Source organism: Acidovorax sp. GW821-FHT10E03 (assembly GCF_059415205.1).
Window position 1 is genome coordinate 251,545 of sequence record NZ_JBWKMU010000002.1, and the last position, 24,494, is coordinate 276,038.

Annotated in this window: 22 protein-coding genes; 9 read left to right on the forward strand and 13 right to left on the reverse strand. The window is 69.0% G+C overall.

From position 1 onward, the window contains the following. Window positions 1-132: 132 nt before the first annotated feature. Window positions 133-1,335, forward strand: a complete 1,203-nt coding sequence (locus AC07OD_RS04315; RefSeq protein WP_494595317.1) for an ammonium transporter — start codon at window positions 133-135, stop codon at window positions 1,333-1,335. 118 nt (window positions 1,336-1,453) lie between these two features. After that, on the forward strand, window positions 1,454-3,370 hold the full coding sequence (locus AC07OD_RS04320) for a phospholipase D family protein (RefSeq protein WP_494595319.1): 1,917 nt from the start codon (window positions 1,454-1,456) through the stop codon (window positions 3,368-3,370). Window positions 3,371-3,416: 46 nt separating this feature from the next. Here AC07OD_RS04320 and AC07OD_RS04325 read toward each other — a convergent pair whose 3' ends face one another. Continuing rightward, on the reverse strand, window positions 3,417-4,376 hold the full coding sequence (locus tag AC07OD_RS04325) for a tRNA dihydrouridine synthase (protein WP_492807309.1): 960 nt from the start codon (window positions 4,374-4,376) through the stop codon (window positions 3,417-3,419). A gap of 242 nt (window positions 4,377-4,618) precedes the next feature. Here AC07OD_RS04325 and AC07OD_RS04330 point away from each other — a divergent pair, with 242 nt between their 5' ends. Beyond that, window positions 4,619-5,137, forward strand: coding sequence for a hypothetical protein (locus AC07OD_RS04330; RefSeq protein WP_218295532.1), 519 nt, complete (start codon window positions 4,619-4,621; stop codon window positions 5,135-5,137). A gap of 41 nt (window positions 5,138-5,178) precedes the next feature. Here the strand turns inward: AC07OD_RS04330 and AC07OD_RS04335 are convergent, their stop codons facing one another. The 3 genes from AC07OD_RS04335 to AC07OD_RS04345 all read right to left on the reverse strand — a co-directional run bounded on the left by AC07OD_RS04335 (window position 5,179) and on the right by AC07OD_RS04345 (window position 7,854). Then, window positions 5,179-6,354, reverse strand: coding sequence for a methyltransferase (locus AC07OD_RS04335; protein WP_218295816.1), 1,176 nt, complete (start codon window positions 6,352-6,354; stop codon window positions 5,179-5,181). 185 nt (window positions 6,355-6,539) lie between these two features. Continuing rightward, window positions 6,540-7,061 (reverse strand): GNAT family N-acetyltransferase, encoded by a 522-nt coding sequence (locus AC07OD_RS04340; protein ID WP_055393295.1) that lies wholly within the window; start codon window positions 7,059-7,061, stop codon window positions 6,540-6,542. A gap of 193 nt (window positions 7,062-7,254) precedes the next feature. After that, the gene (locus AC07OD_RS04345; protein ID WP_218295533.1) at window positions 7,255-7,854 is read right to left on the reverse strand and encodes a hypothetical protein; all 600 of its coding nucleotides are present in this window, start codon (window positions 7,852-7,854) and stop codon (window positions 7,255-7,257) included. Between the two features lie 163 nt (window positions 7,855-8,017). On the opposite strand from AC07OD_RS04345, the gene AC07OD_RS04350 reads away from it, so the two are divergent. After that, window positions 8,018-8,653, forward strand: coding sequence for a response regulator (locus AC07OD_RS04350; RefSeq protein ID WP_218295534.1), 636 nt, complete (start codon window positions 8,018-8,020; stop codon window positions 8,651-8,653). Beyond that, the gene (locus AC07OD_RS04355) at window positions 8,640-10,520 is read left to right on the forward strand and encodes an ATP-binding response regulator (protein ID WP_255591106.1); all 1,881 of its coding nucleotides are present in this window, start codon (window positions 8,640-8,642) and stop codon (window positions 10,518-10,520) included. The genes AC07OD_RS04350 and AC07OD_RS04355 overlap by 14 nt, the downstream gene beginning before the upstream one ends. Here the strand turns inward: AC07OD_RS04355 and AC07OD_RS04360 are convergent. The 6 genes from AC07OD_RS04360 to AC07OD_RS04385 form a co-directional block, all read right to left on the reverse strand. Then, window positions 10,492-11,931, reverse strand: coding sequence for a coniferyl aldehyde dehydrogenase (locus tag AC07OD_RS04360; protein WP_218295535.1), 1,440 nt, complete (start codon window positions 11,929-11,931; stop codon window positions 10,492-10,494). The two genes, AC07OD_RS04355 and AC07OD_RS04360, sit on opposite strands and share 29 nt — an antisense overlap. Before the next feature lie 120 nt (window positions 11,932-12,051). Then, window positions 12,052-12,411, reverse strand: a complete 360-nt coding sequence (locus tag AC07OD_RS04365; protein ID WP_218295536.1) for a hypothetical protein — start codon at window positions 12,409-12,411, stop codon at window positions 12,052-12,054. Between the two features lie 75 nt (window positions 12,412-12,486). Beyond that, a complete protein-coding gene (gene clpB, locus AC07OD_RS04370; RefSeq protein WP_218340143.1) occupies window positions 12,487-15,093 on the reverse strand; it encodes an ATP-dependent chaperone ClpB in 2,607 nt (868 codons plus the stop codon). A 159-nt stretch (window positions 15,094-15,252) separates the two neighbouring features. After that, complete coding sequence (locus AC07OD_RS04375; protein ID WP_494595323.1) at window positions 15,253-18,501, reverse strand: IPTL-CTERM sorting domain-containing protein; 3,249 nt, start codon at window positions 18,499-18,501, stop codon at window positions 15,253-15,255. Between the two features lie 183 nt (window positions 18,502-18,684). Next, complete coding sequence (locus AC07OD_RS04380; RefSeq protein WP_494595325.1) at window positions 18,685-19,161, reverse strand: molybdenum cofactor biosynthesis protein MoaE; 477 nt, start codon at window positions 19,159-19,161, stop codon at window positions 18,685-18,687. A 57-nt stretch (window positions 19,162-19,218) separates the two neighbouring features. Further along, window positions 19,219-19,449, reverse strand: coding sequence for a hypothetical protein (locus AC07OD_RS04385; protein WP_218295540.1), 231 nt, complete (start codon window positions 19,447-19,449; stop codon window positions 19,219-19,221). 76 nt (window positions 19,450-19,525) lie between these two features. Between AC07OD_RS04385 and AC07OD_RS04390 the strand changes: the two genes are divergently transcribed. From AC07OD_RS04390 to dapA, 4 genes are all read left to right on the forward strand, one after another. Then, the gene (locus AC07OD_RS04390; protein WP_218295541.1) at window positions 19,526-19,780 is read left to right on the forward strand and encodes a hypothetical protein; all 255 of its coding nucleotides are present in this window, start codon (window positions 19,526-19,528) and stop codon (window positions 19,778-19,780) included. A gap of 29 nt (window positions 19,781-19,809) precedes the next feature. Then, the gene (locus tag AC07OD_RS04395) at window positions 19,810-20,721 is read left to right on the forward strand and encodes a hypothetical protein (protein WP_492253621.1); all 912 of its coding nucleotides are present in this window, start codon (window positions 19,810-19,812) and stop codon (window positions 20,719-20,721) included. A 61-nt stretch (window positions 20,722-20,782) separates the two neighbouring features. Further along, window positions 20,783-21,142, forward strand: a complete 360-nt coding sequence (locus tag AC07OD_RS04400) for a hypothetical protein (RefSeq protein WP_218295543.1) — start codon at window positions 20,783-20,785, stop codon at window positions 21,140-21,142. A 279-nt stretch (window positions 21,143-21,421) separates the two neighbouring features. Beyond that, on the forward strand, window positions 21,422-22,318 hold the full coding sequence (dapA, locus tag AC07OD_RS04405; RefSeq protein ID WP_494595327.1) for a 4-hydroxy-tetrahydrodipicolinate synthase: 897 nt from the start codon (window positions 21,422-21,424) through the stop codon (window positions 22,316-22,318). Here the strand turns inward: dapA and moaD are convergent. The 3 genes from moaD to mobB all read right to left on the reverse strand — a co-directional run bounded on the left by moaD (window position 22,305) and on the right by mobB (window position 24,434). After that, entirely contained in the window at window positions 22,305-22,559 is a 255-nt protein-coding gene (moaD, locus tag AC07OD_RS04410; RefSeq protein ID WP_218295545.1) for a molybdopterin converting factor subunit 1, read from the reverse strand. The two genes, dapA and moaD, sit on opposite strands and share 14 nt — an antisense overlap. Window positions 22,560-22,638: 79 nt before the next feature. Then, window positions 22,639-23,880 (reverse strand): molybdopterin molybdotransferase MoeA, encoded by a 1,242-nt coding sequence (locus AC07OD_RS04415; RefSeq protein ID WP_494595330.1) that lies wholly within the window; start codon window positions 23,878-23,880, stop codon window positions 22,639-22,641. Then, window positions 23,877-24,434 carry a molybdopterin-guanine dinucleotide biosynthesis protein B gene (gene mobB / locus AC07OD_RS04420; RefSeq protein ID WP_218340137.1) on the reverse strand — a complete coding sequence of 186 codons (558 nt, stop codon included), beginning with the start codon at window positions 24,432-24,434 and terminating at the stop codon, window positions 23,877-23,879. Before mobB ends, AC07OD_RS04415 begins: the two co-directional genes overlap by 4 nt. Between the last annotated feature and the right edge of the window lie 60 nt (window positions 24,435-24,494).

The following is a 24,494-nucleotide window of genomic DNA, read 5'->3' on the forward strand; positions in this document are numbered from 1 at the left end:
GGCCGCACCGCCCCAAGGCAGTGCAAAAGCCACGCACCAACCTCTGGCGCGCTTCTTGCTTCAATTTGGTGCAAATCTGGTGCACCCACTCAAACCGCACCAGAACGGATCAATTTACTGCAAGAGGACGTTATGGAAGCACTCAAACAGGGCACGGATGCCCTGTTCATTCTTCTGGGGGCCATCATGGTGCTGGCCATGCACGCCGGTTTTGCCTTCCTGGAGCTGGGCACGGTCCGCAAGAAGAACCAGGTGAATGCGCTGGTGAAGATCCTGGTGGATTTTTCTGTGTCCACGGTCGTGTACTTTGCCGTGGGGTACAGCGTGGCCTACGGCACGCACTTTTTCGTGGGGGCCGAGTCGCTGGTGCAGCAAAGCGGCTATGCACTGGTGAAGTTCTTCTTCCTGCTTACCTTTGCAGCGGCCATTCCGGCCATCGTGTCCGGGGGGATCGCGGAACGCGCCAAGTTCTGGCCGCAGCTCATGGCCACGGCGGTCATCGTCGGCTTTGTGTATCCATTCTTCGAGGGCATTGCCTGGAACCAGCATTTTGGCGTGCAGGCCTGGATCAAAGGGTTCGCCGGCGAGGAGTTTCATGATTTCGCAGGCTCCATCGTGGTGCACGCGATGGGCGGCTGGATCGCCCTGCCTGCCGTGATCCTGCTGGGCTCCCGCGCCAACCGGTATCGCAAGGATGGCGCCATCTCCGCGCACCCGCCTTCCAACATTCCGTTTCTGGCGCTGGGCGCATGGGTGCTCGTCGTGGGCTGGTTCGGCTTCAATGTGATGAGCGCGCAGACCGTGGACAAGCTTTCCGGCCTAGCGGCGGTGAACTCCCTGATGGCCATGGTCGGCGGCACGCTGGCCGCCCTGGTGCTGGGCAAGAATGACCCCGGCTTCGTCCACAACGGCCCGCTGGCGGGGCTGGTGGCGGTGTGCGCGGGCTCCGACCTGATGCACCCGCTGGGTGCGCTCGTGGTGGGTGCGGTGGCTGGCGCCATTTTTGTGCTGATGTTCACGCTCACGCAGAACCGATGGAAGATCGACGACGTGCTGGGTGTCTGGCCGCTGCACGGCCTGTGCGGCACCTGGGGCGGGCTGGCGGCGGGCATTTTTGGCAGCAAGGCGCTGGGCGGGCTCGGCGGGGTGAGCTTTTCCGCCCAGCTTGTCGGCACCGCCCTGGGCGTGGCCTGGGCACTGGCGGGCGGCTTCGTGGTGTATGGCATTCTCAAAAGCACGGTCGGCCTGCGGCTCTCGCAGGAAGAGGAGTTCGACGGTGCGGACCTGTCGATCCACAAGATCAGCGCCACACCCGATCGCGAAGTGAGCTGGTAGCCGCCGCGGCGCCAGGGCACCGCACCGCGATGCGCCCGCATCCACCCGATCGCCACCGTGGCTGCGTTGGCGCCGCGTCTGACAAGCGCGAGCGGCGCCGCACGGTCACAATCGCGCCATGCCTGCACTGCCCCCTGCTCCCGCCGCTCCAGCGCCGTTCCTGGGCACCACCGCCCGCTATGGCTGGCTGGCCGTCCTGGCCATGTGCATTGCAAGCGCCATCACCGGCTGCGCCGGCCTGCCCAAGGATGTGGACCGGCCGGTGTCGAGCGCATTGGCGTCGCCTGCGGACACGGCCCTGGGCCAATTGGTGGAAACGCGCCGCGCGTCGGTGGGCGGCCGCCATCCTTCCGGGTTCCTGCTGCTCAGCGGGCCCCAGGCGGCCTACAGCAGCCGCCTCGCCCTGGTCGACGCCGCACAGAAGACGCTGGACCTGCAGTACTACGCCATCCACGCTGACGCCAGTACCGAGCGCCTGCTGCTGGGCGTGATCGCGGCGGCCCAGCGCGGCGTGCGTGTGCGTGTGCTGCTGGACGACTTCCACAGCACGGGGCGCGATGCGCAGGTCATGCGGCTGGCCTTCGTGCCCAACATCGAGATGCGCATGTTCAACCCGCTCACGGGTGCGCGCGGCTCGCCCCTGGGGCGCATGCTGGGCGCGCTGGGGGACTTCTCCCGCGTGCAGCAGCGCATGCACAACAAGCTCTTCATCGCCGACAACGCCATGGGCGTGACGGGTGGCCGCAACCTGGGCGACGCATACTTCGGCAACGCCGATTCCGGCAACTTTGTGGATCTGGACGTGCTGGCGGCCGGGCCGGTGGTGCAGGACCTCTCCCGCAGTTTCGACAGCTACTGGAACAACGAGCGCGCCTATCCCGTGCAGTCGCTCGTCACGCAGCAGGAGCTTGACACCCTGCGCGAGCGCACGCGCACTTCCGACGCGGCGCGGCGGGACCGGATCGCCGGCCAGGGCGGCACCCTGGCGCCCGACAGCCAGCCGGTGCAAGACGGCAGCCAGACCACCACCGCGCAACGCGCCCGCATCTGGGACTACCAGCCCATGGACCTGGCGCAAGCGCAGTTCACCTGGGCCCCCGCGGCGGTGCTGGTGGACAAGCCCGCCAAGATCCCCCCAGACGGTACGTCCACGGGTGCGCTGCCGGAAAAAGCCCCCGCCAGGGCATCCCCCATGGCGATCACCTCGCGCGGGCCCCGTGCGGCGACGGCTGGCGCCGTAGCATCGGCGCCAGTGCCTGCACGTGCCACGGACACCGCCAGCGGCACCCTCCCCGGCCCCAACCCACCCACCACCGCCTCCGCCGCGCCCGGGGTGCCCGGCGCCGAAGCCCTTGATGCCCAGACCGACACCGTGGTGGACGGCCTGCTGCAGCTGATGGGCCAGGCACGGCAGGATCTGCTCATCATCTCGCCCTACTTCGTGCCCGGCCCGGACATGAAACAGGCCTTCGCGGCGGCGCGCGCGCGCGGCGTTCGGGTGCGGGTGCTCACCAACTCGCTCGCCTCCAACGATGCGCCCATTGCCCACGCAGGCTATGCGCGCCACCGCCCCGACCTGCTGGCCATGGGCGTCGAGCTGTATGAGATGCGCAGCGAACTCACGGGCGTGCTGCGGGGCGCCCTGGGCTCCACGGGCAGCACCGGCGGGGGCGGCAAGGCTGGCGCTTCCGGTGCCGTGGGCAGCTCGCGGGCCATGCTGCATTCCAAGCTTCTGATCCTGGATGGCCGCCTGCTGGCCGTGGGCTCGATGAACCTGGACATCCGGTCGCAGCGCCAGAACACGGAAATCGCGCTGCTGATCCGCAGCGGCGACCTGTCGCGCCGCGCCACCGCGCAGATCGAGGCCGCATTGCGCGAGGTCGCCTGGCATGTGCAGCTGAACGACGGCCACCTTGTATGGCGCGCGCCCGAGGGCAGCGGCCTGGCGGACGCGACGTCCGAACCCGACGCCAGCGCCCCGCTGCGGTTGATGCTGCAGCTCCTGGGCCCGCTGGCGCCCGACCACCTGCTCTAGGCACCTGTCCAGGCGCCTCTTTGCGGCACCGCGCCGCGATGCGCGGCTAGTCCCCGGCCCGCAGCGCCTCCACCCAGGCGGTGATCGCCCGCTGGTCCGTCATCGTGCGCACGTGCTGGTAGGCGGCCTCGGCTTCCGGAAAGCGCCTGCGCAGCAGATTGAGCCACTGCTTGAGACGCCCCGCGCGCTGGCGGGGCTCCAGGTCCTCGCACACCAGTTGCCAGAAGGCCGCGACGTGCGCCAGCAGGTCGCTCCAGGCCACCGTGTCCGACCCAGGCCGGCCCGCATCGGCCGCGCGGATGGCGCGGGCCAGCCCCGGGTCTGCCACCATGCCGCGCCCGAGCATGAGCGTGGCGCAGCCCGACACCTCGCGGCAGCGCAGCGCATCGGCCACCGTCCAGATCTCGCCATTGGCCACCACCGGTATCTGCACTGCCGCGCGGATGGCGGGAATGTGCTCCCAGTACGCCGGGGGCCGGTAGCCATCGGCCTTGGTGCGCGCATGCACCACCAGCTCGGCGGCGCCGCCCGCCTGCATCGCCTGGGCGCATTCGCGCATCAGCCCGGTGTCGTTGAAGCCCAGTCGCATCTTGGCGGACACCGGCAGGTGCGAAGGCACCGCGCGGCGCACGGCGGCCACTACGGCGGCGATGCGTTCGGGCTCCTGCAGCAGCGCGGCGCCGCCACCATGGCGGTTGACGACCTTGGCAGGGCATCCAAAGTTCAGGTCGATCCCCTCGGGCCCCAGGTCCGCCAGGCGGGCCGCGTTCTCGGCCATGCTGACCGGATCGGAGCCCAGCAACTGCGCACGCACCGGCACACCCGCGAGCGTGCGGCTGCCGTTGCGCAGCTCGGGCACATAGCGCAGGAACACCTTGTCGGGCAGCAGGGTGCCGGTGATGCGGATGAACTCGGAGACACAGCGGTCCACCCCGCCCACGCGGGTCAACACATCACGCAGCACAAAATCCAGAAGCCCCTCCATGGGGGCAAGCAGCAAGGTCATCGCGAGAAAGGCCGCCGCGCCCTGCGCCCCGCACGGGGCGCGGCCGGCACACAGCCAGGATATGAGTCAAAAAGGGCCGCAATGCTTGATGTACAAGCGCTAGCAGCTATTAAATATATAGCATCCACCCCCCAGGGTCCTGCACGCCGGGGAGCAGCTCGCCATTGTGCGGCAGCGAGGTCATCACCGCGTCACGGCGGACTGATGCAATCGCCGCCATCCACCCGTGAATGGAGGCTCCCATGCTGCTACAAAAAACCGAAAAAGCCCGCCTGGAACTCTTGCCCGGCGTCCGCACCCTGAGCCTGCGCGAGCGCTCTCTGCTGCTGCTGGTCGACGGCAAATCGCTGTCGGACCTGCAGGCCATGTACAACGGCATCGGCGCGCAGATCGTCGACAACCTCATGCGCCAGGGCTATCTGGCCGGCCCCGCGGCCGGGCTGCCCTCCGCCGCGCCCTCGCCCAGCACCGCGCCACCGGGCGGGCCATCGGTCCAGCGCCCGGAGCCTGGCGAATCTCTGCGCTCGCTCGCCGGTGCGCGCATGTACCTTTTCGACACCTGCGAGCGGCTGTTCGCGCGCCGCGACCCCACGCTGGCAGAGCAGTTCCGCCAGGCGCTGCGCGCCGCCAAGGACCGCACGAGCATGCTGGACGTGGGCGAGGCCATGTTCGAGGAAGTGGCGCTTGCCGCCGGTGCCGAACGGGCCGCGAGCCTGCGCGAAAGGTTCGAGCAGCTGCTGCCCCGGCACGCGCAGTCCTAGAGGCCCCGGGGCAATGGAGTGGAGACGGGCCGGGCCGTCCGTCAGGCGGCGGCCAGGCGCCACAGCGACGTGACCTCGGCCGCGCGGGCCGCATGCAGCGCATCGCCCGCATCTGCCGCCTTGGCATGGCCCGGCTTCACATCGTGCCGGCCCCGCACCACCAGCCCCGCATCGGCAATCCACTGCAGCAGCTGCTCACGCGGGCGCAAGCCCAGGTGCTCGGCCAGGTCCGACAGGATCAGCCAGCCTTCGCCGCCTGGCTCCAGGTGCTCCGGCAGGCCCGCCAGGAAGCCCTTGAGCATGCGGCTGCCTTCGTCGTACACCGCGTGTTCGATGGGCGAGCTGGCGCGGGCCGGCACCCAGGGCGGGTTGCACACCACCAGCGGCGCGCGCCCCGGGGGGAACAGGTCGACCTGCAGCAGTTCCACCTGGGCAAGCACACCCAGGCGCTGCAGGTTCTCGCGCGCGCAGGCCAGGGCGCGCGGGTCCTGGTCGGTGGCCACCACGCGCTGCACGCCACGGCGCGCCAGCACCGCAGACAGCACCCCGGTGCCCACGCCAATGTCAAAGGCCAGTGTCTTGGTGGGCAGCGCCGTGTCGGCCACCAGGCCCACATATTCGCCGCGCACGGGCGAGAACACGCCGTAGTGCGGGTGGATGCGGTTGAGCGGCGGCGCACCCAGGGCGGGCACTTCCACGCCTTTCTTGCGCCACTCGTGCGCGCCCACCAGGCCCAGCAGCTCGCGCAGCGTGGCCACCGAACGCTCGCCCGTGGCCGGGCCCCAGGCCTCGGTGCACGCCTGGCGCCAGTCGGGCGCACGGCGCAGGTCGATGCCGTAGTCGCCTTCGAGCGGGATGAGCACCGACGCCAGCACCCGCGCGCGCTGCGCCTGCGCCTGGCGGTGCAGGTGAAAGGCCTCGGCCGGGGTGGCGGCAGCGGCTTTGTCGGCCGCCCTGGCGGCGGACTTGCGGGGTCTGGCCGACTTGCCCCCCTTGCCGGACCTGGAATCGGCCCGGCGCATCAGCGCCTGCAGCAGCATGCGGGCGTTCTGAAAGTCGCCCTGCCACAACAGGCCGGTGCCTTCACAGGCCATGCGGTAGGCCGTGTCTGCGGCCAAGGTATCGTCGGCGGTGACGACCCGGCGCGGGGCCGGGGCACCGCTCTCGGAGCGCCACTGGACTTGTTGAATCTGGCCCTGGCGGCTCCATTCGATCATAGGAAGAAGTGTGGGCATCAGATTGCTATTGCTTCGGGCGTTAACAGCAGCCCGTGAAACTGGCGCGGCCCCTGCCAAGGCCGCCGCGCAAGGGCCGCCCCGCCGCGCTGGCGGCGTCCCCCTTCCCGCGCAAAGCGCGAGAGAAGGAGGAAGCGACGAAGTCGCTCAGGGGGTGGTTGTTCATCCTACGCGTTGATGGGGCGCTTCAGGCGCACTTCTTCGATCTTGACGCCCCCCACCACGGCCGTCTTGGCGGTGGAGAGTTCGCGCTTGAAGCCTGCCAGTTCGTGGAACCGGATGGCGCGCTCGTTGCGCAGGGGCACCCACGCCGTGACGTTGGTGCAGCCTTCTTCCTGCAGGCCGTCGCGGGCGGCATCCCACAAGGCCAGGCCCACGCCCTGGTTCCAGTGGGTGGGGGCGGCGTAGATGGCCCAGATTTCACCGGTGGTGGGGCGGGATTTTTCATCGCGCGAGCGGTCGTAGCCCACGAAGCCGACGATCTTCTCGCCGTCCACGGCCACCTGGACCTGGGGCTCGCAATATTCGATGGCCTCGCGCCAGTAGGCCTGGCGCTTTTCGACCGACATGGATTTCAACTGCTCGTCTGGCACCAGCCCTTTGTAGACCTCTTGGGCTGAGACGGTATGGATCTGGGCAATGGCTTTGGCATCGCGAAGCGTGGCGGGACGAACCTGGATACTGGACATGGAAAAACCGAACGAAAACGGGGAATGAAAAAACGAAAGGACCGGCATTGTCGCCGCAAACGGTTTTTACCCTTGTACGGCCCCCTGCCCGGCCCCCCATTCACGCCCTGTCCACCCCCTGCGTCCACCGCGTCCAGCCAGGGCTGGCACACCGCTGATGCTGCATCGCAGCACGCTGGCAGCCCTGCGCGCGTCAGGCCAGCGCCATGGAGCCCGAGAGCGAGGCACCGGCCGCGGCGGCGGCGGCACGCTGGACCAGCGCACGCTTGTTGCGAGGGCGCGGCACATGCACCGCCGGGGGCGTGCCGTTGATGGCCGCAAGGCCCAGCACCAGCGTGACCGTGCGCGACCCGTCCTCGCGTTCGTCGCTGGCATAGGCCCGGTAGCTGCCATTGCCCTGCGCATGGCTGCGCTGCACGGTGTGAAATGCCACGCGCGCCCCGCTCACGCGGTGGCCGCCAAAGGGCAGCACGCGCAGCCGCGCATCCCGGTCCAGCGCCAGGCCCAGGTTGCCGGGGCGGTTGACGAGGTCGGTGCGGATGGCGCGCCATGTGCACCCGTCGTCCGTCGAAAACTGCCAGGTCCCGGCCTGGGCGTCCAGGTGCTCGATCACCACCCCGGCCGATGCCAGCATGCCAGGGCAGTTTTCCTCCACGATCCGCGCCACCGTATTGCCCCCCAGGCCCGAGGAGGCCGTGCCATGCCCTCCCCCTGCGGCGGCCGGTCGTCGCTCATCGCGGTGGTGGGACGCATCGGGGGAGGCTGAACCATCGAGGAAGGCATTGGCTGTCATGGGAGCACCTTTGAGAAACGAAGGATGAAGACGAGGTTTGCGCATTGGTGCGCACTCCAGGTGCTTTTCAATGCTTGACGGAAAGTCTAGAAAGTGCATAACCGGGCGTCCATCGCACAAATGGACTAGTCCGCAACAGCGTGTTGTGCGCAATACTTGCCGTATGACTGCCCGCCTTTTGCTTGTGGATGACCACAACCTGTTCCGCACAGGCCTGCGCCTGATCGTGCAGGACCATCCGAGCGTCGGCACGATTGCGGAGGCGGGCTCCATCGCCGATGCCTGCGCGCAGCAGCTGGCGGACACGGATCTGGTGCTGCTCGATATCCAGTTGCCCGGCATGAGCGGCCTGGACGGCCTGCGCCTGCTGCGCCAGGCCTGCCCCAGGGCCCGCATCGTCCTGGTCTCGGCCAGCGTGGCGCCCGATGCGATCCACGAGGCGCGCGCGCGCGGCGCCGATGGATTCCTGCCCAAATCCGCCAGCGCCGAAGACATCCTGGAAGCCATCACCTGCGCCCTGTCGGGCCAGCCGTGTTTTCCGATCAACAGCGGCAACAGCGCCACCACGCGCGGCCCCGACACGCCCTCGCTGACCGCGCGCCAGCTCGACGTGCTGTCGCTGCTGTGCACCGGCAAGCCCAACAAGGTCATCGCGCGCGACCTGGGCCTGAGCGAGAACACGGTGCGCGTGCACGTGGCCGCCATCTTCGCGCAGCTGGGCGTCAACAGCCGCAGCGCGGCCTTGCTCGCCGCGCAGCGCCTGGGCCTGTCCACCCCCCAGCTCCATGACACACTCTGAGGCCCTGCGGGGGGCGCCTGCCGCCGATGCCGTGCTGCCCCCCACCCGCTGGGGGTGGCCGGTGTGGGAGCGCGACGAGGTGCTGCGCGAACAGGTGGCCCTGCTGCGGCAAAACTTCCCGATGACGCTGCTGGCGTCGCTGGCCACCGCCCTGGGCACGCTGTGGGTCATGGCGCGGGTGGCCGACACGCAGGCCATCACGGTCTGGCTGGTGTCGCACACGCTGGTGGTGGCCGGGGTGTACCTCACCCTGCGCAGCATCGCGCCCTTCACCGACCCGGCGCCGCAGGCGGCGCGCAAGCTGATCGCCTGCATGGCCGCCATGGGCCTGAGCTGGGGCAGCCTGGGGTATGTGGTGCTCTACTGGGGCACGTCCGACAGCGTGATCTACGCCATCGGCATCATCAGCACGGTGTCGTCCGGCGCGCTGGGGCTGGGCGCCCCCCTGTACCGCGCCTATGTCACCTACCTCACCTGCGCGATCGGCGGCGTGATGATGGCCGTCGCCCTGGCCGGCGGGCCCGTGATGTGGCCCGCGCTGTTCCTCACGGGGGTCTACTACGCGCTCACCGGCATGCAGGCGCGCACCGCCGACCGGGCCACCCGGCGCAGCATCGCGCTCAAGCTGGAGAACGACCGGCTCGTCAACGAGCTGCGCGCCGAGTCGCAGCGCGCCCTGGCCGCGCAGGGGGCCGCCGAGCAGGCCGACCGCGACAAGTCCCGCTTCCTGGCCGCCGCCAGCCACGACCTGCGCCAGCCCCTGCATGCCATGGGCCTGTTCCTGGAGTCGCTGCAGCGCAGCCCGCTCAACGACCACCAGCTCACCGTGCTGGGGCACGCGCATGCGGCCTCGGGCGCCGCCGCCGAGATGCTGACCACCCTGCTCGACTACTCGCGGCTGGAAGCCGGTGTCGTCAAGGTGCGGCCCGAAGCCTTTGCCGTGCAGCCGCTGCTCACGGCGCTGGAGCAGGAATTCGGCGTGCAGGCGGATACGGCGGGCCTCGTGTACCGCACGCGGGAGACCTCGGCCGCGGCCCATGCCGACCGCTCGCTGGTCGGGCTGGTCATGCACAACTTCATCTCCAACGCCCTGCGCTACACCGCCCGGGGCGGCGTGCTGATCGCCTGCCGCACACGCGGCAAGCGCCTGGCACTGGAGGTGTGGGACACGGGGGCCGGCATCCCGCAGCACCAGTGGGAACACATCTTCAAGGAGTTCCACCAGCTCGGGAACCCCGAGCGCGACCGGCGCAAGGGCCTGGGGCTGGGCCTGGCCATCGTGCAGCGGCTGGCGCGGGAGATGAACACCTCCGTGGAAGTGCTCTCCCAGCCCGGACGGGGCTCGGTGTTTCGGCTGTGGCTGGACCGCTGGCAGGGCGCGCTGGAAGACGACACCGCCCCCGCTCCGGATGCCCGAAGCCTTGCGGGCCTGAAGGTGCTGGCCATCGACGACGACGAAGCCGTGCGCATCGGGATGCAGTCGCTGCTGCAAAGCTGGGGTTGCCAGTGCATCACCGCGGAATCGAGCGCCGATGCGCTGGAGCGCCTGGAAGACATCACGCCGGACATCATCATCACGGACTTCCGCCTGCGCCACGAAGAAACCGGCAAACAGGTGCTGCAGGCCCTGCGCGCCTACCTGGGAACGCCGGTGCCCGCGATCATCATGACGGGGGACACATCGCCCCAGCGCCTGCGCGATGCGCAGTCCACGTCAGCGCTGCTGCTGCACAAGCCCGTGTCCACGGGCCAGCTGCGCAGCGCCATGGTCCAGCTCATCACGCACCCTCAAACCGCCAGCACGATGGAGCCCTTGCCGCCGGACGGCGGCACGGAGGCTACAGCCAGCGCCGCAGCAGCCCCATGACCTGGTCGAACTTCGCGCCGTACGGCGGATAGAACAGCGAACCCATCGCCCAGCGCGACTGCACCAGCACGGATTTCTGGTGGCAAAAGCGCAGAAAGCCCTGCTCGCCATGGTAGGCGCCCCAGCCGCTGTCGCCCACGCCGCCAAACGGCAGGTTGTCGTGGGCAATGTGCATCAGCGTGTCGTTCACCGTCACGCCGCCGCTCACGGTGCGGCGCAGCACGTCGTCGCGCACCGCTTCGCTCTGGCCGAACCAGTACAGCGCCAGCGGGCGCGGCCCGGCATTGATGTGGGCAATGGCGTCGTCGAGCCGTTCATAGGAAATCACGGGCAGGATGGGGCCGAAGATCTCCTCCTGCATGAGCTGCATCTGGGACGTGGCCCCGAACACCAGCGTGGGCAGCATCTGGCGGCTGGCGCCATCGCCCAGCGTGCCCACGGTGTGGACGACAGGCTTGCCCTCGGCCGGCTCGATGGTCTGCACCTCGGCGCCCTGGGTCTGCGCCTGCTGCAGCATGGTGCGCAGGCGGGCATGGTGGCGCGCCGTGATGATGGAGGCGTAGTCCGCATTGCCCTCGATGGTGGGAAACAGTCGGCCCACGGCGGCCCGGTAGGCCTGCGCGAACTCCCCCTCGCGGCCCCGGGGGAGCAGCACATAGTCGGGGGCAATGCAGGTCTGGCCGGCGTTGAGCAGCTTGCCGTGCGCGATCTTGAGCGCCGCGTCCTGCATGTCGCAATGGCCGTCGATGATGCACGGCGATTTGCCGCCCAGCTCCAGCGTGGTGGGCGTGAGGTGCTGCGCCGCCGCCTGGGCCACCTTGCGGCCCACGGCGGTGGAGCCGGTGAACACCAAGTGGTCGAACGGCAGCGACGCGAACAGCGCCGACAGGTTCGCATCGCCCTGCACCACGCAGAACTCGTCGGGCGAAAAGAACTGCGCCACCAGCAGCGCCAGCTGCGCCGAGGTGTGCGGCGTGAGCTCGCTGGGCTTGAGCATCACGCGGTTGCCCGCCGCCAGCGCGGTGATGGCGGGCGCCAGGGCCAGCTGGACGGGGTAGTTCCACGGCGCGATCACACCGACCACCCCCAGGGGCTGGCGCTGGATCCAGGCACGGGCGGGCTGCAGGTACAGCGGCGTGCGCACTTTCCGGGGCTTCATCCATTTCGCCAGATGGCGCAGCGTGTGCGACAGCAGGGTGCGCAGCACGAAGAAATCGGCCACCTCGGTCAGGCGCGGGGACCGCATGCCGAAATCGGCCTGCACCGCTGCCGCCAGCACCGGGCCGTGCTCGTCGAGCATCTTGGACAGGCGCAGCAGCCGCTCGCGGCGCACCAGCAGCGGCACATCGACATGCTCGCGGCTGGCCTGGCGTTGAAGATCGAAGTGGGCGTGGATATCGGCAGGTGTCATGGTCGGATCATAGAAGACGCCCCGACAGGCGCGCCACGAAAAAACCGGGGAGGCAGGGCGCGGACGGGCCGCGCAGGCGGCGGCGCTGCGCAGTGCAAGAAGGCAGGGTGCGGCGCCGGGTCAGCGCACGTCCCGCGCCTCGACGTCGGTCACCTCGGCGGCGCCGGGCAGGATGCCGCCACGGCGCGACGCGGCCGCGGCCTCGCCGCCGGCATCGTCGGGCGCGGGCGCCGGGCCACGGCGGCCGGACGACCAGCGCTCGGTGGAGCGGAACACGGTGCTGAAACCCGTGCGGGGGTCCATGCGCATCACCCAGGGGGTCACCGGCTGGCCGGTGAGGCGCGCCCAGCCTGCGCGCAGCGCCCACACCAGCGCCAGCACCATCACGGCGACCAGCAGGCTGGCGAACAGCACCAAGCCCATGGCGATGACCACCACCCGCAGCAACAGGCGCACAACGCCCGCAACAAATTCATTCAAACGACACCTCTCCTTCACAACTTGGGGTCGGGATTGCAGCCCTGGCCAGCGCCGCAATCCCTTTCCCGGCCCACATCACTCCTGCGGAGCCACGCCGAACTGGAACACACCCGGCTCCAGCACGGGGTTCACGGTGACCGGAATCACGCTCTTGGGCGGGAAACGCCCTTCCAGCAACAACTTGGACAGCGGGTTCTCGATGCGCTGCTGGATCGCCCGCTTGAGCGGCCGCGCGCCGAACACCGGGTCGAACCCCACCTTGGCCAATTCTGCCAAGGCCGCATCCGACACCTGCAATTCCAAATCCATCTTGGCCAGCCGGGATTGCAGCAGCTGCAGCTGGATCCTGGCGATCGAGGCGATGTGCTGCGCGTCCAGCGCGTGGAACACCACGGTCTCGTCGATGCGGTTGAGGAACTCGGGCCGGAAGTGGTTCTTGAGCTCGCCCCACACCGCTTCCTTGATGTCCTCGGAGTCCTGTCCGACCATGGCCTGGATCAGGTGCGAGCCGATGTTGCTCGTCATCACGATCACCGTGTTCTTGAAGTCCACGGTGCGGCCCTGGCCGTCGGTCAGGCGGCCGTCGTCCAGCACCTGCAGCAGCACGTTGAACACATCCGGGTGGGCTTTCTCCACCTCGTCGAGCAGCAGCACGCTGTAGGGCTTGCGGCGCACGGCCTCCGTGAGGTAGCCACCCTCCTCGTAGCCCACGTAGCCGGGCGGCGCGCCGATCAGGCGGGCCACCGAGTGCTTTTCCATGAACTCGCTCATGTCGATGCGCACCAGGTGGTCCTCGCTGTCGAACAGGAAGCCCGCCAGCGCCTTGCACAGCTCGGTCTTGCCCACGCCCGTGGGGCCCAGGAACAGGAACGAGCCCGTGGGGCGGTTGGGGTCACTCAGGCCCGAGCGCGAACGGCGGATGGCGTTGGCCACGGCGGCGATCGCCTCCTCCTGGCCCACCACGCGTTCATGCAGCTTGGCCTCCATCAGCAGGAGCTTGTCCTTTTCGCCCTGCATCATCTTGGCCACCGGAATGCCCGTGGCGCGGCTCACCACCTCGGCAATTTCTTCGGCACCCACCTGCGTGCGCAGCAGGCGGCGGGTGGCTGGGGCGCCGTCCTTGCCATCCTCCTGCGCCTGCGCTTCCTTCAGCTGCTTTTCCAGGTCGGGCAGCTTGCCGTACTGCAGCTCGGCCACCTTGTTGAAGTCGCCCTTGCGGGTGAATTCCTCGATCTGGAACTTGAGCTTGTCGATGGCTTCGCGCACGTGCGCGCTGCCCTGCGCCTGGGCCTTTTCGGACTGCCAGATCTCGTCGTAGTCGGCGATTTCCTTTTGCAGCTTGGCGATCTCTTCCTCGATGAGCGCAAAGCGCTTTTGCGAGGATTCGTCCTTTTCGCGGCGCACGGCCTCGCGCTCGATCTGCAGCTGGATCAGGCGGCGGTCGAGCTTGTCCATCACCTCGGGCTTGGAGTCCATCTCGATCTTGATCTTGGACGCGGCCTCGTCGATGAGGTCAATCGCCTTGTCGGGCAGGAAGCGGTCGGTGATGTAGCGGTTGGACAGCTCGGCCGCGGCCACGATGGCCGGATCGGTGATGTCCACACCGTGGTGCACCTCGTACTTCTCCTGCAGGCCGCGCAGGATGGCGATGGTCGCCTCCACGGTGGGTTCGCCCACGAGGATCTTCTGGAAGCGCCGCTCCAGCGCGGCGTCCTTCTCGATGTACTTGCGGTACTCGTCGAGCGTGGTCGCGCCCACGCAGTGCAGCTCGCCGCGCGCAAGCGCTGGCTTGAGCATGTTGCCCGCGTCCATCGCGCCCTCGGCCTTGCCCGCGCCCACCATGGTGTGCAGCTCGTCGATGAAGACTATTGTTTGCCCCTCGTCCTTGGCCAGTTCGTTCAGCACGGTCTTCAGGCGCTCCTCGAACTCGCCGCGGAACTTGGCGCCCGCGAGCAGCGCCGCCATGTCCAGCGACAGCACGCGCTTGTTCTTGAGCGACTCGGGCACCTCGCCGGCCACGATGCGCTGAGCCAGGCCTTCGACGATGGCCGTCTTGCCCACGCCGGGCTCGCCGATGAGCACCGGGTTGTTCTTGGTGCGGCGCTGCAGCACCTGGATGGCGCGGCGGATCTCGTCGTCGCGGCCGATCACGGGGTCGAGCTTGCCGATGCGCGCGCGCTCGGTCAGGTCGATGCAGTACTTGGCCAGGGCGCCGCGCTGGCCCTCGGCCTCGGCACTGTCCATCTTCTGGCCGCCGCGCACCGCATCGATGGCGGCTTCCAGGCTCTTGCGCGTCAGGCCGTTGTCCTTGGCGATCTTGGCGGCCTCGCCCTTGCTGTCGATCACGGCCAGCAGGAACAGCTCGCTGGCGATGAACTGGTCGCCGCGCTTGATGGCCTCCTTCTCGGTGGCCTGCAGCACGCGGCCGAGCTCCGGGCCGCCCTGCACCTGCTCGTTGCCCTGCACCTGGGGCAGGCGCTTGACGGCGGCCTCGGCCGCTGCCAGCAGGCCGGGCACATTGGCGCCCGCGCGCTGCAGCAGCGCCTTGGGGCCGTCGTCCTGCTTGAGCATGGCCACGAGCATGTGCACGGGCTCGATGTAGGCGTGGTCATTGCCCAGGGCGATGCTCTGGGCATCGCTCAGGGCTTCCTGGAACTTGGTGGTGAATTTGTCGAGACGCATGGTGGATGTCCTCCGAATTGCAGAGCACTTGAGGCGGGGTATGCCTGATTTCAAGACACTGCCCCTGCCCACCGATTGACCTGCGTCAGCGAATCATCCAGCCGATGGCTTCCCCATTAGCTACCATTTTTATAGCTGCCAGCGCTTTACCATCAAGCGCTAGCGGCTGATTTCTCTCGAAACTCCGGACCAGGTACCGGCCCAGTGGGCCCGCAGGGCCGTGCGCCGGCCGCCCCGCAAGGCCAGCAACCCCAGAAGGGCAGCCAGCCCACCCAGGCCCCCGGCCGACAGCGTGGGGATCGCCACCGGACCAGGCGCCAGCAGCACGGGGACGACAGGGTCGTTGATGGTGCCATCCTGCGCGCCAAAGCTGTCGTCCCCCCAGCCACCGTCCGTCACATCGTAGGTGACGGTGTTGCCGCTGATCTGCAGGTTCACGGGGTCGTAGTATCGGCTGGAGGAAGGGCTGTCGGGTGTGGGCCCGTACTTCTTCACGGTGAAGCCCGTGAGGTCTGGAAAGGTCACCGCCACACGCACCGTCTCACCCGGCTGGCAATGGATGAGCCGCAGGCGGAACGCCCCGTGCGGCAAGGTGGCGCCGGGGTACGGCGCCGGCGCCGCCACCGGGCCGGTGCCCGCCAGGTCCAGCTGGCAGCCTGTGCTGCCATCCACCACGCCCACGTTGACGGGCCCCGACCCGGTGTTCGTGGGTGTGGGCAGGGTTTCAAAACGCGCCTGCACGGTGCAGGCGGCCGTCACCGCTGCCGTGGTGTAGGTGCTACCGGCCAGGCTGCCGCCACAGCCCGCCACGGACGCGATGCGGTAACCCGCGCCGGGCGTGACGGTGAAGGCCTGCGTCTGTCCCTGCGCCACGTCGACCGTGCCGGTCGGGCCGATGCTGCCACCCGAGCCCGCCAGGGCCGTGACCGCGTGCCGGACCGTCTGGTCGCGGACCACGGTGATGGTGTACGTCCGGCGGGCCACGCCGTTCTGCGCGAGCACCTCCACCTGGATCACATTGGTACCCGGCACCAGGGCCAGGGGCGGCGTCGCGGAGCCGCTGGCCACGGGCGTGCCGTTCACGGTGATGGAGGCCCCGGCATCGGCGGCGACGGGCGTCAGGGAAAGCGCGGTCACCGCATGCGGCACGCCAGCCGCATACGCCGCCACCTGCGGCTGGAACGCGGGGCTGAGGACACCCTGCGACAGCGCCAGGGACGCCAATGCGGCATCGGCCGACGGGGAGGCATTCATCAGCACCGTGATGCCCGCGATACCGTTGGCAATGGCGACGTCCGGCCTGCCGTCGCCATTGAAATCGGCCACCGCCATCTGCTCGGCCGTGCCTCCGGTGAACCGCGCGACAGGCAGGCCCAGCGCGCCCACCCCGGCCTGCCCGCGCAGGATGGCGATCCCACCCGACGCGTCGGCGCCCACCACGTCGGGCAGCCCGTCGCCATCGAAATCCGCGGCCGCGAGCGCCTTGGCCGCGAGCCCTGCGCCGTACTGTCCCACCACGCCCAGCGCCTGCCCGGGCGCCGCGGCCAGGGACGCGATCTGCGTGCCGGCGGCCGTGAACACCCCCGCCCGCCCCGCGACGCCCCACCCCGCGACCGCGCCCAGCGGGCCGGCCGAGACAGGCAGGTAGACCGGCTCCAGCGGCTGCGAAGCGGCGGACAGCGAAGTGCCCACGGTGCCCGCCGAGGTCGCGGCCACCAGGTCGGTGCGCCCATCCTGGTTGACATCGACCGGCGCGAAGCCCCGCACGCCCTGCCACACCGTCATGTCCAGCATGTCGACGGCGCCTTGGGGCGTGACGCCCACCCATCGGATGGCTTCGAGCGAGCTGGTCGTCTCCAGCGCCCACACGGCGGCATGGGCAGGGTAGCCCGGCCCGCGAAATGTCCCGGTGACGATCGACCTGGGCGACAGCCCGGTAAAGAAACCCTGGCCCGCCAGGGAGAAGTCGCCCGCCCCCCGGCCCAGATAGACCATGACGCTCCGGTCGGTTTCGCTGACCACCGCCAGGTCCGTGTGGCCATCCCCGTCGAGGTCGCCAGCGGCCAGCGCGCGCACCTGCGCCCCGGTATCGAGCCGCGTGGACAACACGAAGCCGCCCTGGCCATCGCCCCGCAGGATCCAGACGCTGGATTCATCCGCGTAGGCGACGGCCAGGTCGATCCGCCCGTCCTCGTTGAAGTCGGCCACCGCCACCGCGCGCGCGTCCCGCTCGGGGATGCCGTAGCTGCGTGCGGCGGCAAAGTGGCCCGCGCCGTCTCCCAGCAACCGGACCATTCGCCCGCCCCACCCGTTGGCCACGGCAATGTCCGGGTGGCCGTCGCCGTTGAAATCGGCCACCGCCAGGGTGCTTTCGTCATCACCCACCGAGTACTCCTGGCCTCCTGCGTTGAAGCCGAACCCGCCACCGGCGAGGCCGGGCCACACCACAACGGTGCCGCTGGAGCGCGCGAGCACCAGGTCCGCCCGTCCATCGCCCGTGGCATCCACGATGGCAGCGCTCGAGAACCATCCGGGGGAGCCCACGCCGCGGCGTGAAAAGTTTCCCGTGCCGTCCCCGGTCAGGAGGATCGGGCTGGCCGAGGTGTTCTGCACCAGCGCCAGGATGTCCAGGTGGCCGTCTCCGTTGGCATCGCCGACGGCCACGAAAGGCACGTACTCATCGCCCGTCAGGCGCTGGGCCGCCGCGAAGCCGCCCGCGCCGTCTCCCCGCAGCCAGAAGACGCCATCGCCCGAGCCCACCACGATGTCGGCATGCCCGTCTTCATTCCAGTCGCCCGAGACGATGCGTGTCGTCGACACGCCCATGCCGATCTCCGTGCGGGGACGCCCATCCAGCCGGCCTGTCCCGTCGCCCCACAGCACCGAAACCCCCTTGGCCGCGCCCGAGAAGACCGCAACGGCCACGTCCAGCCGCCCGTCGCCATCGAAGTCCGCCACCGCCAGGCCATAAGGATTGGGGCCGGCGCCGAAGGCGGTTGCTGCAGACAGCCCGCCATGGCCGTCGCCCAGGCGGACCGTGACGGTGCCTTCGTTGAAGCTGGCCACCGCGATGTCCAGATGCCCATCCCCATTGAAGTCGGCCGCCACCAGGCCGTAAGGGGCCGCGCCCACGCCGAACGAACCCGCGGCCGAAAAGCCCGCAGCGCCGCCGGTATTGAGCAGGATCCTGACGGTGTTGTCTTGCCGGTCCACCACGGCAAGGTCCGGCTGGCCGTCTTCATTGAAGTCGCCGCGCGCCGTCTCGCCGAGCAGCCCCCCCAGGGAAAGGCTGCTGGCGGCGACAAAGGCCACGTCGGCCTGGGCCGGACCCGAAAGCGCCAGCATGAGCCCCACGGCCGCCAGGCACCATCGGCACGCGCGTGAAAATGCCCGCGCTTGAAGTTCCATGACACATTCCTCCCTGTCAGCCCTCGCCGGGCAGAAGAAAGGTGCCAGCGGGACAGCAGGCGATTCTCAAAAGGGGACCAGCGCCGCACAAGTCCAAAGATTGCATCGATCTGCGAAACCGCCGGCCTGGCGCGCGGCTGCAGCGCCGGCAGCAGGGGCATTCCGGCCGGCCGGCGGGTGCGTTCAGGCGTTGGTGGCCACGATGCCCCAGCGCGCCAGCGCAGCGTCGTCGCTCACCCGCGCGTCCACCCAGCGCGCGCCCTGGGCGGTTTCTTCCTTCTTCCAGAACGGGGCCTGGGTCTTGAGGTAGTCCATGAGGAACTCGCAGGCCTGAAAGCTCTGGCCCCGGTGGGCGCTGGTCACGGCCACCAGCACGATCTGGTCCAGCGGTTGCAGCAGCCCCACGCGGTGGATCACGCGGGCGCCAAAGATGTCGAAACGCCGGAACGCCTCCTCCACCATGGCCTCGATGGATTTTTCGGTCATGCCGGGGTAGTGTTCCAGCTCCATGGAGGACACCTGGTCGCCTTCGTTGCGGTCGCGCACCGTGCCCACAAAGCTGCACACCGCGCCCACGCCCTTGTTCTCGCGGCGCAGGGCGGCGATTTCGGTGGACAGGTCAAAGTCCTCGGTCTGGATGGAAACGCGGGGCAAGGTCATGGCAGAAGCTCTCTACAGGGCGAATGGCGGCAAGGCGGAATGGCGCGGCGTGGCCGCTTACGGCGAACGGTGCAGCCGTGGCGCGGCCAGCAAGGCACGCTCTTCTTCCACCACCTTGTTCAGCTGCGCCAGCGCGGGCGAAGGGGGCAGCTGGGCCAGCAGGGTCTGCAGCCGGGTGACGTCGCCGACGGTGGGTGCCACCTTGATCTGCGCGATGGCGGCGGGCAGGTTGCCGCCGCGGACCAGCGCCAGCACCTTGGAGGGCCATTCACTTTTGTTGCGTGCCATAGATTGGTAAAAAGGTTTGTCTGTACGATTCGCCCGCACTGTACCCTTACTGCAGCCACCCTCGCACCTTAAGCCCATGGCCACACAAACGATCGAGACCGATCTCTACAAGCTCTACCCGTCCCCGCGCAACACGGTCCGCGATGTGTTCAAGCACCAGGTCTTCGTGCCCCACCCCTACGCCATCATCGACCTGGAGGTGATGGAGCTGGCAGGCAAAACCACCCTGTTTGGGGCCTGCCGCCTGTCGGACATGAAAATGGGCCAGGTGGTGACCTTCGAGCTGGCCGCAGACCAGGCCAAGTTCGAGCGCCTGTTCACGCCGGACTGAAACAGCAACCCTGCACCGCAACACGCGCCATGGACCTGCAAGAATCCTTCGAAGCGCTCGACTCCCAGGCTCCGGACACCTACACCCAGGCCGTGGAGGCCTACTGTGACGGCATCCTGCGCCTGCACTGGAACGAACGGCTCATCAACAAGATCTTCGGCCGGGCGCTGCAGTCGCACGCGGCGGGCCGGCTGGTGGTGCAGCACTACCAATGGCAGCTGCGGGGCGCGCCCCGCCCCACGCTGACGCTCCTGCAGCAACGCATGCCGGGGGGCGCCCGCACGCTGGCCACGTTCTTCGCCGTGCTGCGGCTGGCGGGCATGGTGGCGGTGGACACCGATCCCGCCGACCGCCGGCTCCGCTACCTCGCGCCCACCCCCCGGCTGCTGGACGGCCTGCGCACCTGGGTGCGGCACCACCTGCACTGCGCCGAGGCCCTGGGCGCCCTGCCCGCGGGCCATGCGCAGCGGCTGGACAGCGACGCGGACTACTTTGCCGCCTTTCTGGCCGGGGCCGACCACATCCTGGATCGCCTGGCCGAAACCCGGGGCCGCTTCGGCGGCTGGGACTGGTTTGACCAGCGCGAAGGCGGCGGGCGCATTGCCATGCTGCTGCTGCGCGAACACTGCCGGGTGCACCGCCCCGGCGATGAAGGGCCCACGCCGTTTGCCCTGCGCGCCAGCGAGCTTGCGCAGCGCCTGGGCTTTTCGCACTCGCATGTGCGCAACCTGGTCAACGAGGCAACGGCGCAGGGCCACCTCACCCAGGACGCCCCCCGGGGCCTGGTCGCGCTCACGCCCCGCTTTCAGGCTGAACTGCAAATCTGGCTGCAACACCTGCTGGGCTGGTTTGCCGAGACAGCGGCCATGGCGCACAACCACCTGCAAACCTGCTCGCAAGCCCCCGCGCACCACCAAGCCGCGGATATGCAAAGCCCCTGACTGAACCGCTCTGGCGGGCATTTTTTTCTGCCGCCTGATCGATCCCACCACCTACCCAGCCATGTACGACGACAACCAGATCCACGTGCCGCCCTCCTTCATGGCGGTGTACACCGACACCCGAGGACGCCTGACGGAAAAGGCAGACGGCGTGCGCGCCCGCTACGAGCTGTGCGAAGACCTGGCGGGCCACCTGGTGGAACACGCACAGACGCTGTACCACGTGCAGGCGCCTTCCGAGGCCGAGATCCTGCGGCGCATCCATGCGGGGCTGTGCACCCTTGAATCCGGCGTGTCGGTGCCCGAGGCCACGTGGATCGTCACGCGCCTGGCCGAACTGCTGGCGTGGCCATGCCCCGGGCTGGTGCCGCCCCAGCCTGAACCTGCACACGATGCGGCCCAGCCACCGCAGGCAGGCTGACCACTCCTGGGACACGGCAGGCGCTTCGCTATACTGCGGCGCATGTCCACACACACCCCCTTTGCCATGACCGCCGCACCTGCGGTGGCGTTGCGGTGCGTGGGCAAAGCCAAAAAACCAGAGCTCATCTGACCGGAGCTGTGGTTCCGTCCGGATGAGCGACGGAACCACCTGGTAGAGAAATTCCCTTTTTTCTTTTCTCTTTTCACTCCCCGGCATTCCGCACGCACTCCCTCCGGACGGTTCTTCCCCTGGTCGAACCCTGAAAGGATGCTTCGCATGTCTGCCACCGATACCGCCACCTCCCACCAGCCCCCGTTCAGCGGGCTCTGGATCGCCCTGGTCACGCCGTTCAAGGACGGCGCCGTGGACCATCCGGCCCTTGCCGCCCTCACCGCCCGGCTGTGTGCCGACGGTGTTTCGGGCTTCGTTGCCTGCGGCTCGACCGGTGAGGCTGCGGCCCTCGACAAGGCCGAGCAACTGCAGGTGCTGGAAACAGTGCTCAGCGCCGCACAGGGTTTGCCCGTGGTGATGGGCGTGTCGGGCTGCCACCAGGGCCAGGTGCTGGAGCAGGTGCAGGCCCTTGCGCACTACCCGGTTGCGGGCCTGCTGGTGTCCGCCCCCCACTACATCCGTCCCTCGCAAGAAGGCCTGCTGCACTGGTTCCGCACGCTGGCCGACGCCAGCGCGGCGCCCGTGCTGATTTATGACATTCCTTACCGCACGGGCGCCACGCTCACCACCGAGACGCTGCTGGCGCTGGCGGGGCATCCACGCATCCAGGCCATCAAGGACTGCGGCGGCAACCCCGCCAAGACGCAGGCCCTGATCGCCGATGGCCGGCTGCAGGTGCTGACGGGCGAAGACGCGCAGATCTTCCATACGCTGGCCCTCGGCGGCGCGGGTGCCATCTCTGCCTGCGCGCACTGGCAGACACCGCGTTTCGTGGAGTTGATGGCCCTGCTGCGCCTGGGCGATCTGCCCGCGGCCCGCGACTTGTGGCAGGCCCTGCAACCCTGGGTGGACGCGTGTTTTGCAGAGCCCAACCCTGCCCCGCTCAAGGCCATGCTGGCGCACGCAGGGGAGATCTGCAATGGCCTGCGGGCACCCATGACGGCGGCCTCTGAGGCATTGGAGCAGCGCCTGCGGGCGCTGCCTGGCGTCAGCCGCCCGTAACCGGAGGGAAAAACGCCACCTCGGCCCCCTCGGCCAGGGTGGCGGATTCGTCGCTCAAGGTCTGGTTGAGCGCCATGCGCACCGCCCTGCCGCGCGCCAGGCTGCTGGCGTGGGCGCCGCCGCGTGCGATGAGTTCGTCGCGCAAGGCACCCAGCGTGGTGGCGGAGGTCTCCAGTGCCTCGCTGCCCTGCCCGATGGCCTCGCGGATCGAGGCGAAGTAGCGCACGGTGATCTTTTTCATCGCCGGGCCGCCCCAAGATGAAAAGCGGCCCCCTCGGGGGGCAGCGACCACACACAGTGGAGAGCGTGGGGGTGGTTTCTCATGACAACAACTCCGCAAAGGAGATAAATCGCACCGTATCGCCAGATGCAATGGTCTGGCCCGCCGGGTTGTCCACCACGCCATCGCCCCAGGCGGCGGAGGTGAGCACGCCCGAGCTCTGGTTGTTGAACAGCTCCAGCCCCCCCGCCGCGTTGTGCCGCACGCGCAGAAATTCGCGGCGTTTGTCGGCCTTGGGCCAGGTGAAATCGGCGCGAGCAGCCAGGGATTGGGGAGCGACGTCGTGCACACCCTGCAGGCGCAGCACAAACGGCCGCACGAGGAGCGCAAAGGTCAGGAAGCTCGACACGGGATTGCCCGGCAAGCCCATGAAATGGGCCGCACCAATGCGGCCATAGGCGAAGGGCTTGCCGGGCTTCATGGCGATCTGCCACAGGTCCAGCGTGCCCAGCGTCTCCACGGCGGGCTTGATGTGGTCTTCCTCGCCCACGCTCACGCCGCCGCTGGTCAGGATCAGATCGTGTGCGGCACTCGCCTCGCGCAGGGCGTCGATGGTGGCGTCGCGCCGGTCGGGCACGATGCCAAAGTCGGTCACCTCGCAGCCCAGGCGCAGCAGCATGGCGCGCAGGAAGAAGCGGTTGCTGTTGTAGATGGCGCCAGGGCGCATCAGCTCGGGCGGAACCTCGCCGGGCATGACGAGTTCATCGCCCGTGGAGAACAGCGCCACGCGGGGGCGGCGGGCCACCTGCAGCTGGTGCAGCCCGATGCTGGCGGCCAGCCCCAGCTCGGCCGGGGTGAGGCGTGTGCCGGCCGGCAGCACCACGGCACCCCGGGTGATGTCCTCGCCCGCACTGCGGATCCATTGGCCCCGCCGGGGCACGGCGTTGATGCGCACCTGGCCCAGGCCGTCCTCCATGGCCAGGGCTTCGCAGTCTTCCTGCATCAGGATCGCATCGGCCCCGGCAGGCACGGGCGCGCCCGTGAAGATGCGGGCGGCGCTGCCCGGCACCAGCGGATCGCCCGCGCTGCCCGCCGCAATGCGCTGCGACACGGGCAGCACCACCCCCACGGCTGCCACATCGGCGCAGCGCACCGCGTAGCCGTCCATGGAGCTGTTGTCCTGCGGGGGCACCTGCAGGGCCGAGACGCAGTCCTGCGCCAGCACGCGGCCGTCCGCATCGAAGGTGGTGACCGTCTCGGTGCCCTGCAGGGGCGCGGCCTGCGGCAGCAGGTCCTCCAACGCTGCGTCGAGGGGCTTCAAGGGGTTGTTCGGGCGGTTCATGCGAGACCCGCTCCATAGAGTTCGCAGTCGTAGTCGAAGCGGTGCTGGTTCTCGATCAGCCAGTCCACCACCTGCCCCGGCGCGTTGAGGTCCAGCAAGGGCAGCTGCGTGGACACGGGCAGGCCCCGCGGTGCATCGGTGGCGATGGCGACCACGAAGTCGTCCTCGGGGTAGCGCACGGGCTTGGCCACCTGCCCGGGCTCGGGTGCACGCCACACCTCCACCTTGAGCAGGTCGCTGTCCTTGAAGCCCTCCACCAGCACCCAGTCCACGCCCGGGTACAGCTCCGCGATCAGGTGGTGCACGCTGAGCGTGGCGGGCCGCTCGAACTCGCGCACGAGCATGAGCCGCTTGTCGGAGGCCGCCACCACCTCGAAGGCGCCTGCCTCGCGGTGGCGGTAGGTGTCCTTGCCCGGATGGTCGAGGTCAAAACTGTGGTGGGCATGCTTGACCACCGACACGCGCAGCCCCCGCAGCCGCAGCTCGGGAATCAACTGCTCGACCAGCGTGGTCTTGCCACTGCCGGAAAAACCGGCGAAACCGACAACCTTCATCCACTGCTCCTTGGTTAGCTATTGTATTTATAGCTGCTAACGCTTATCAGACAAGCGCCA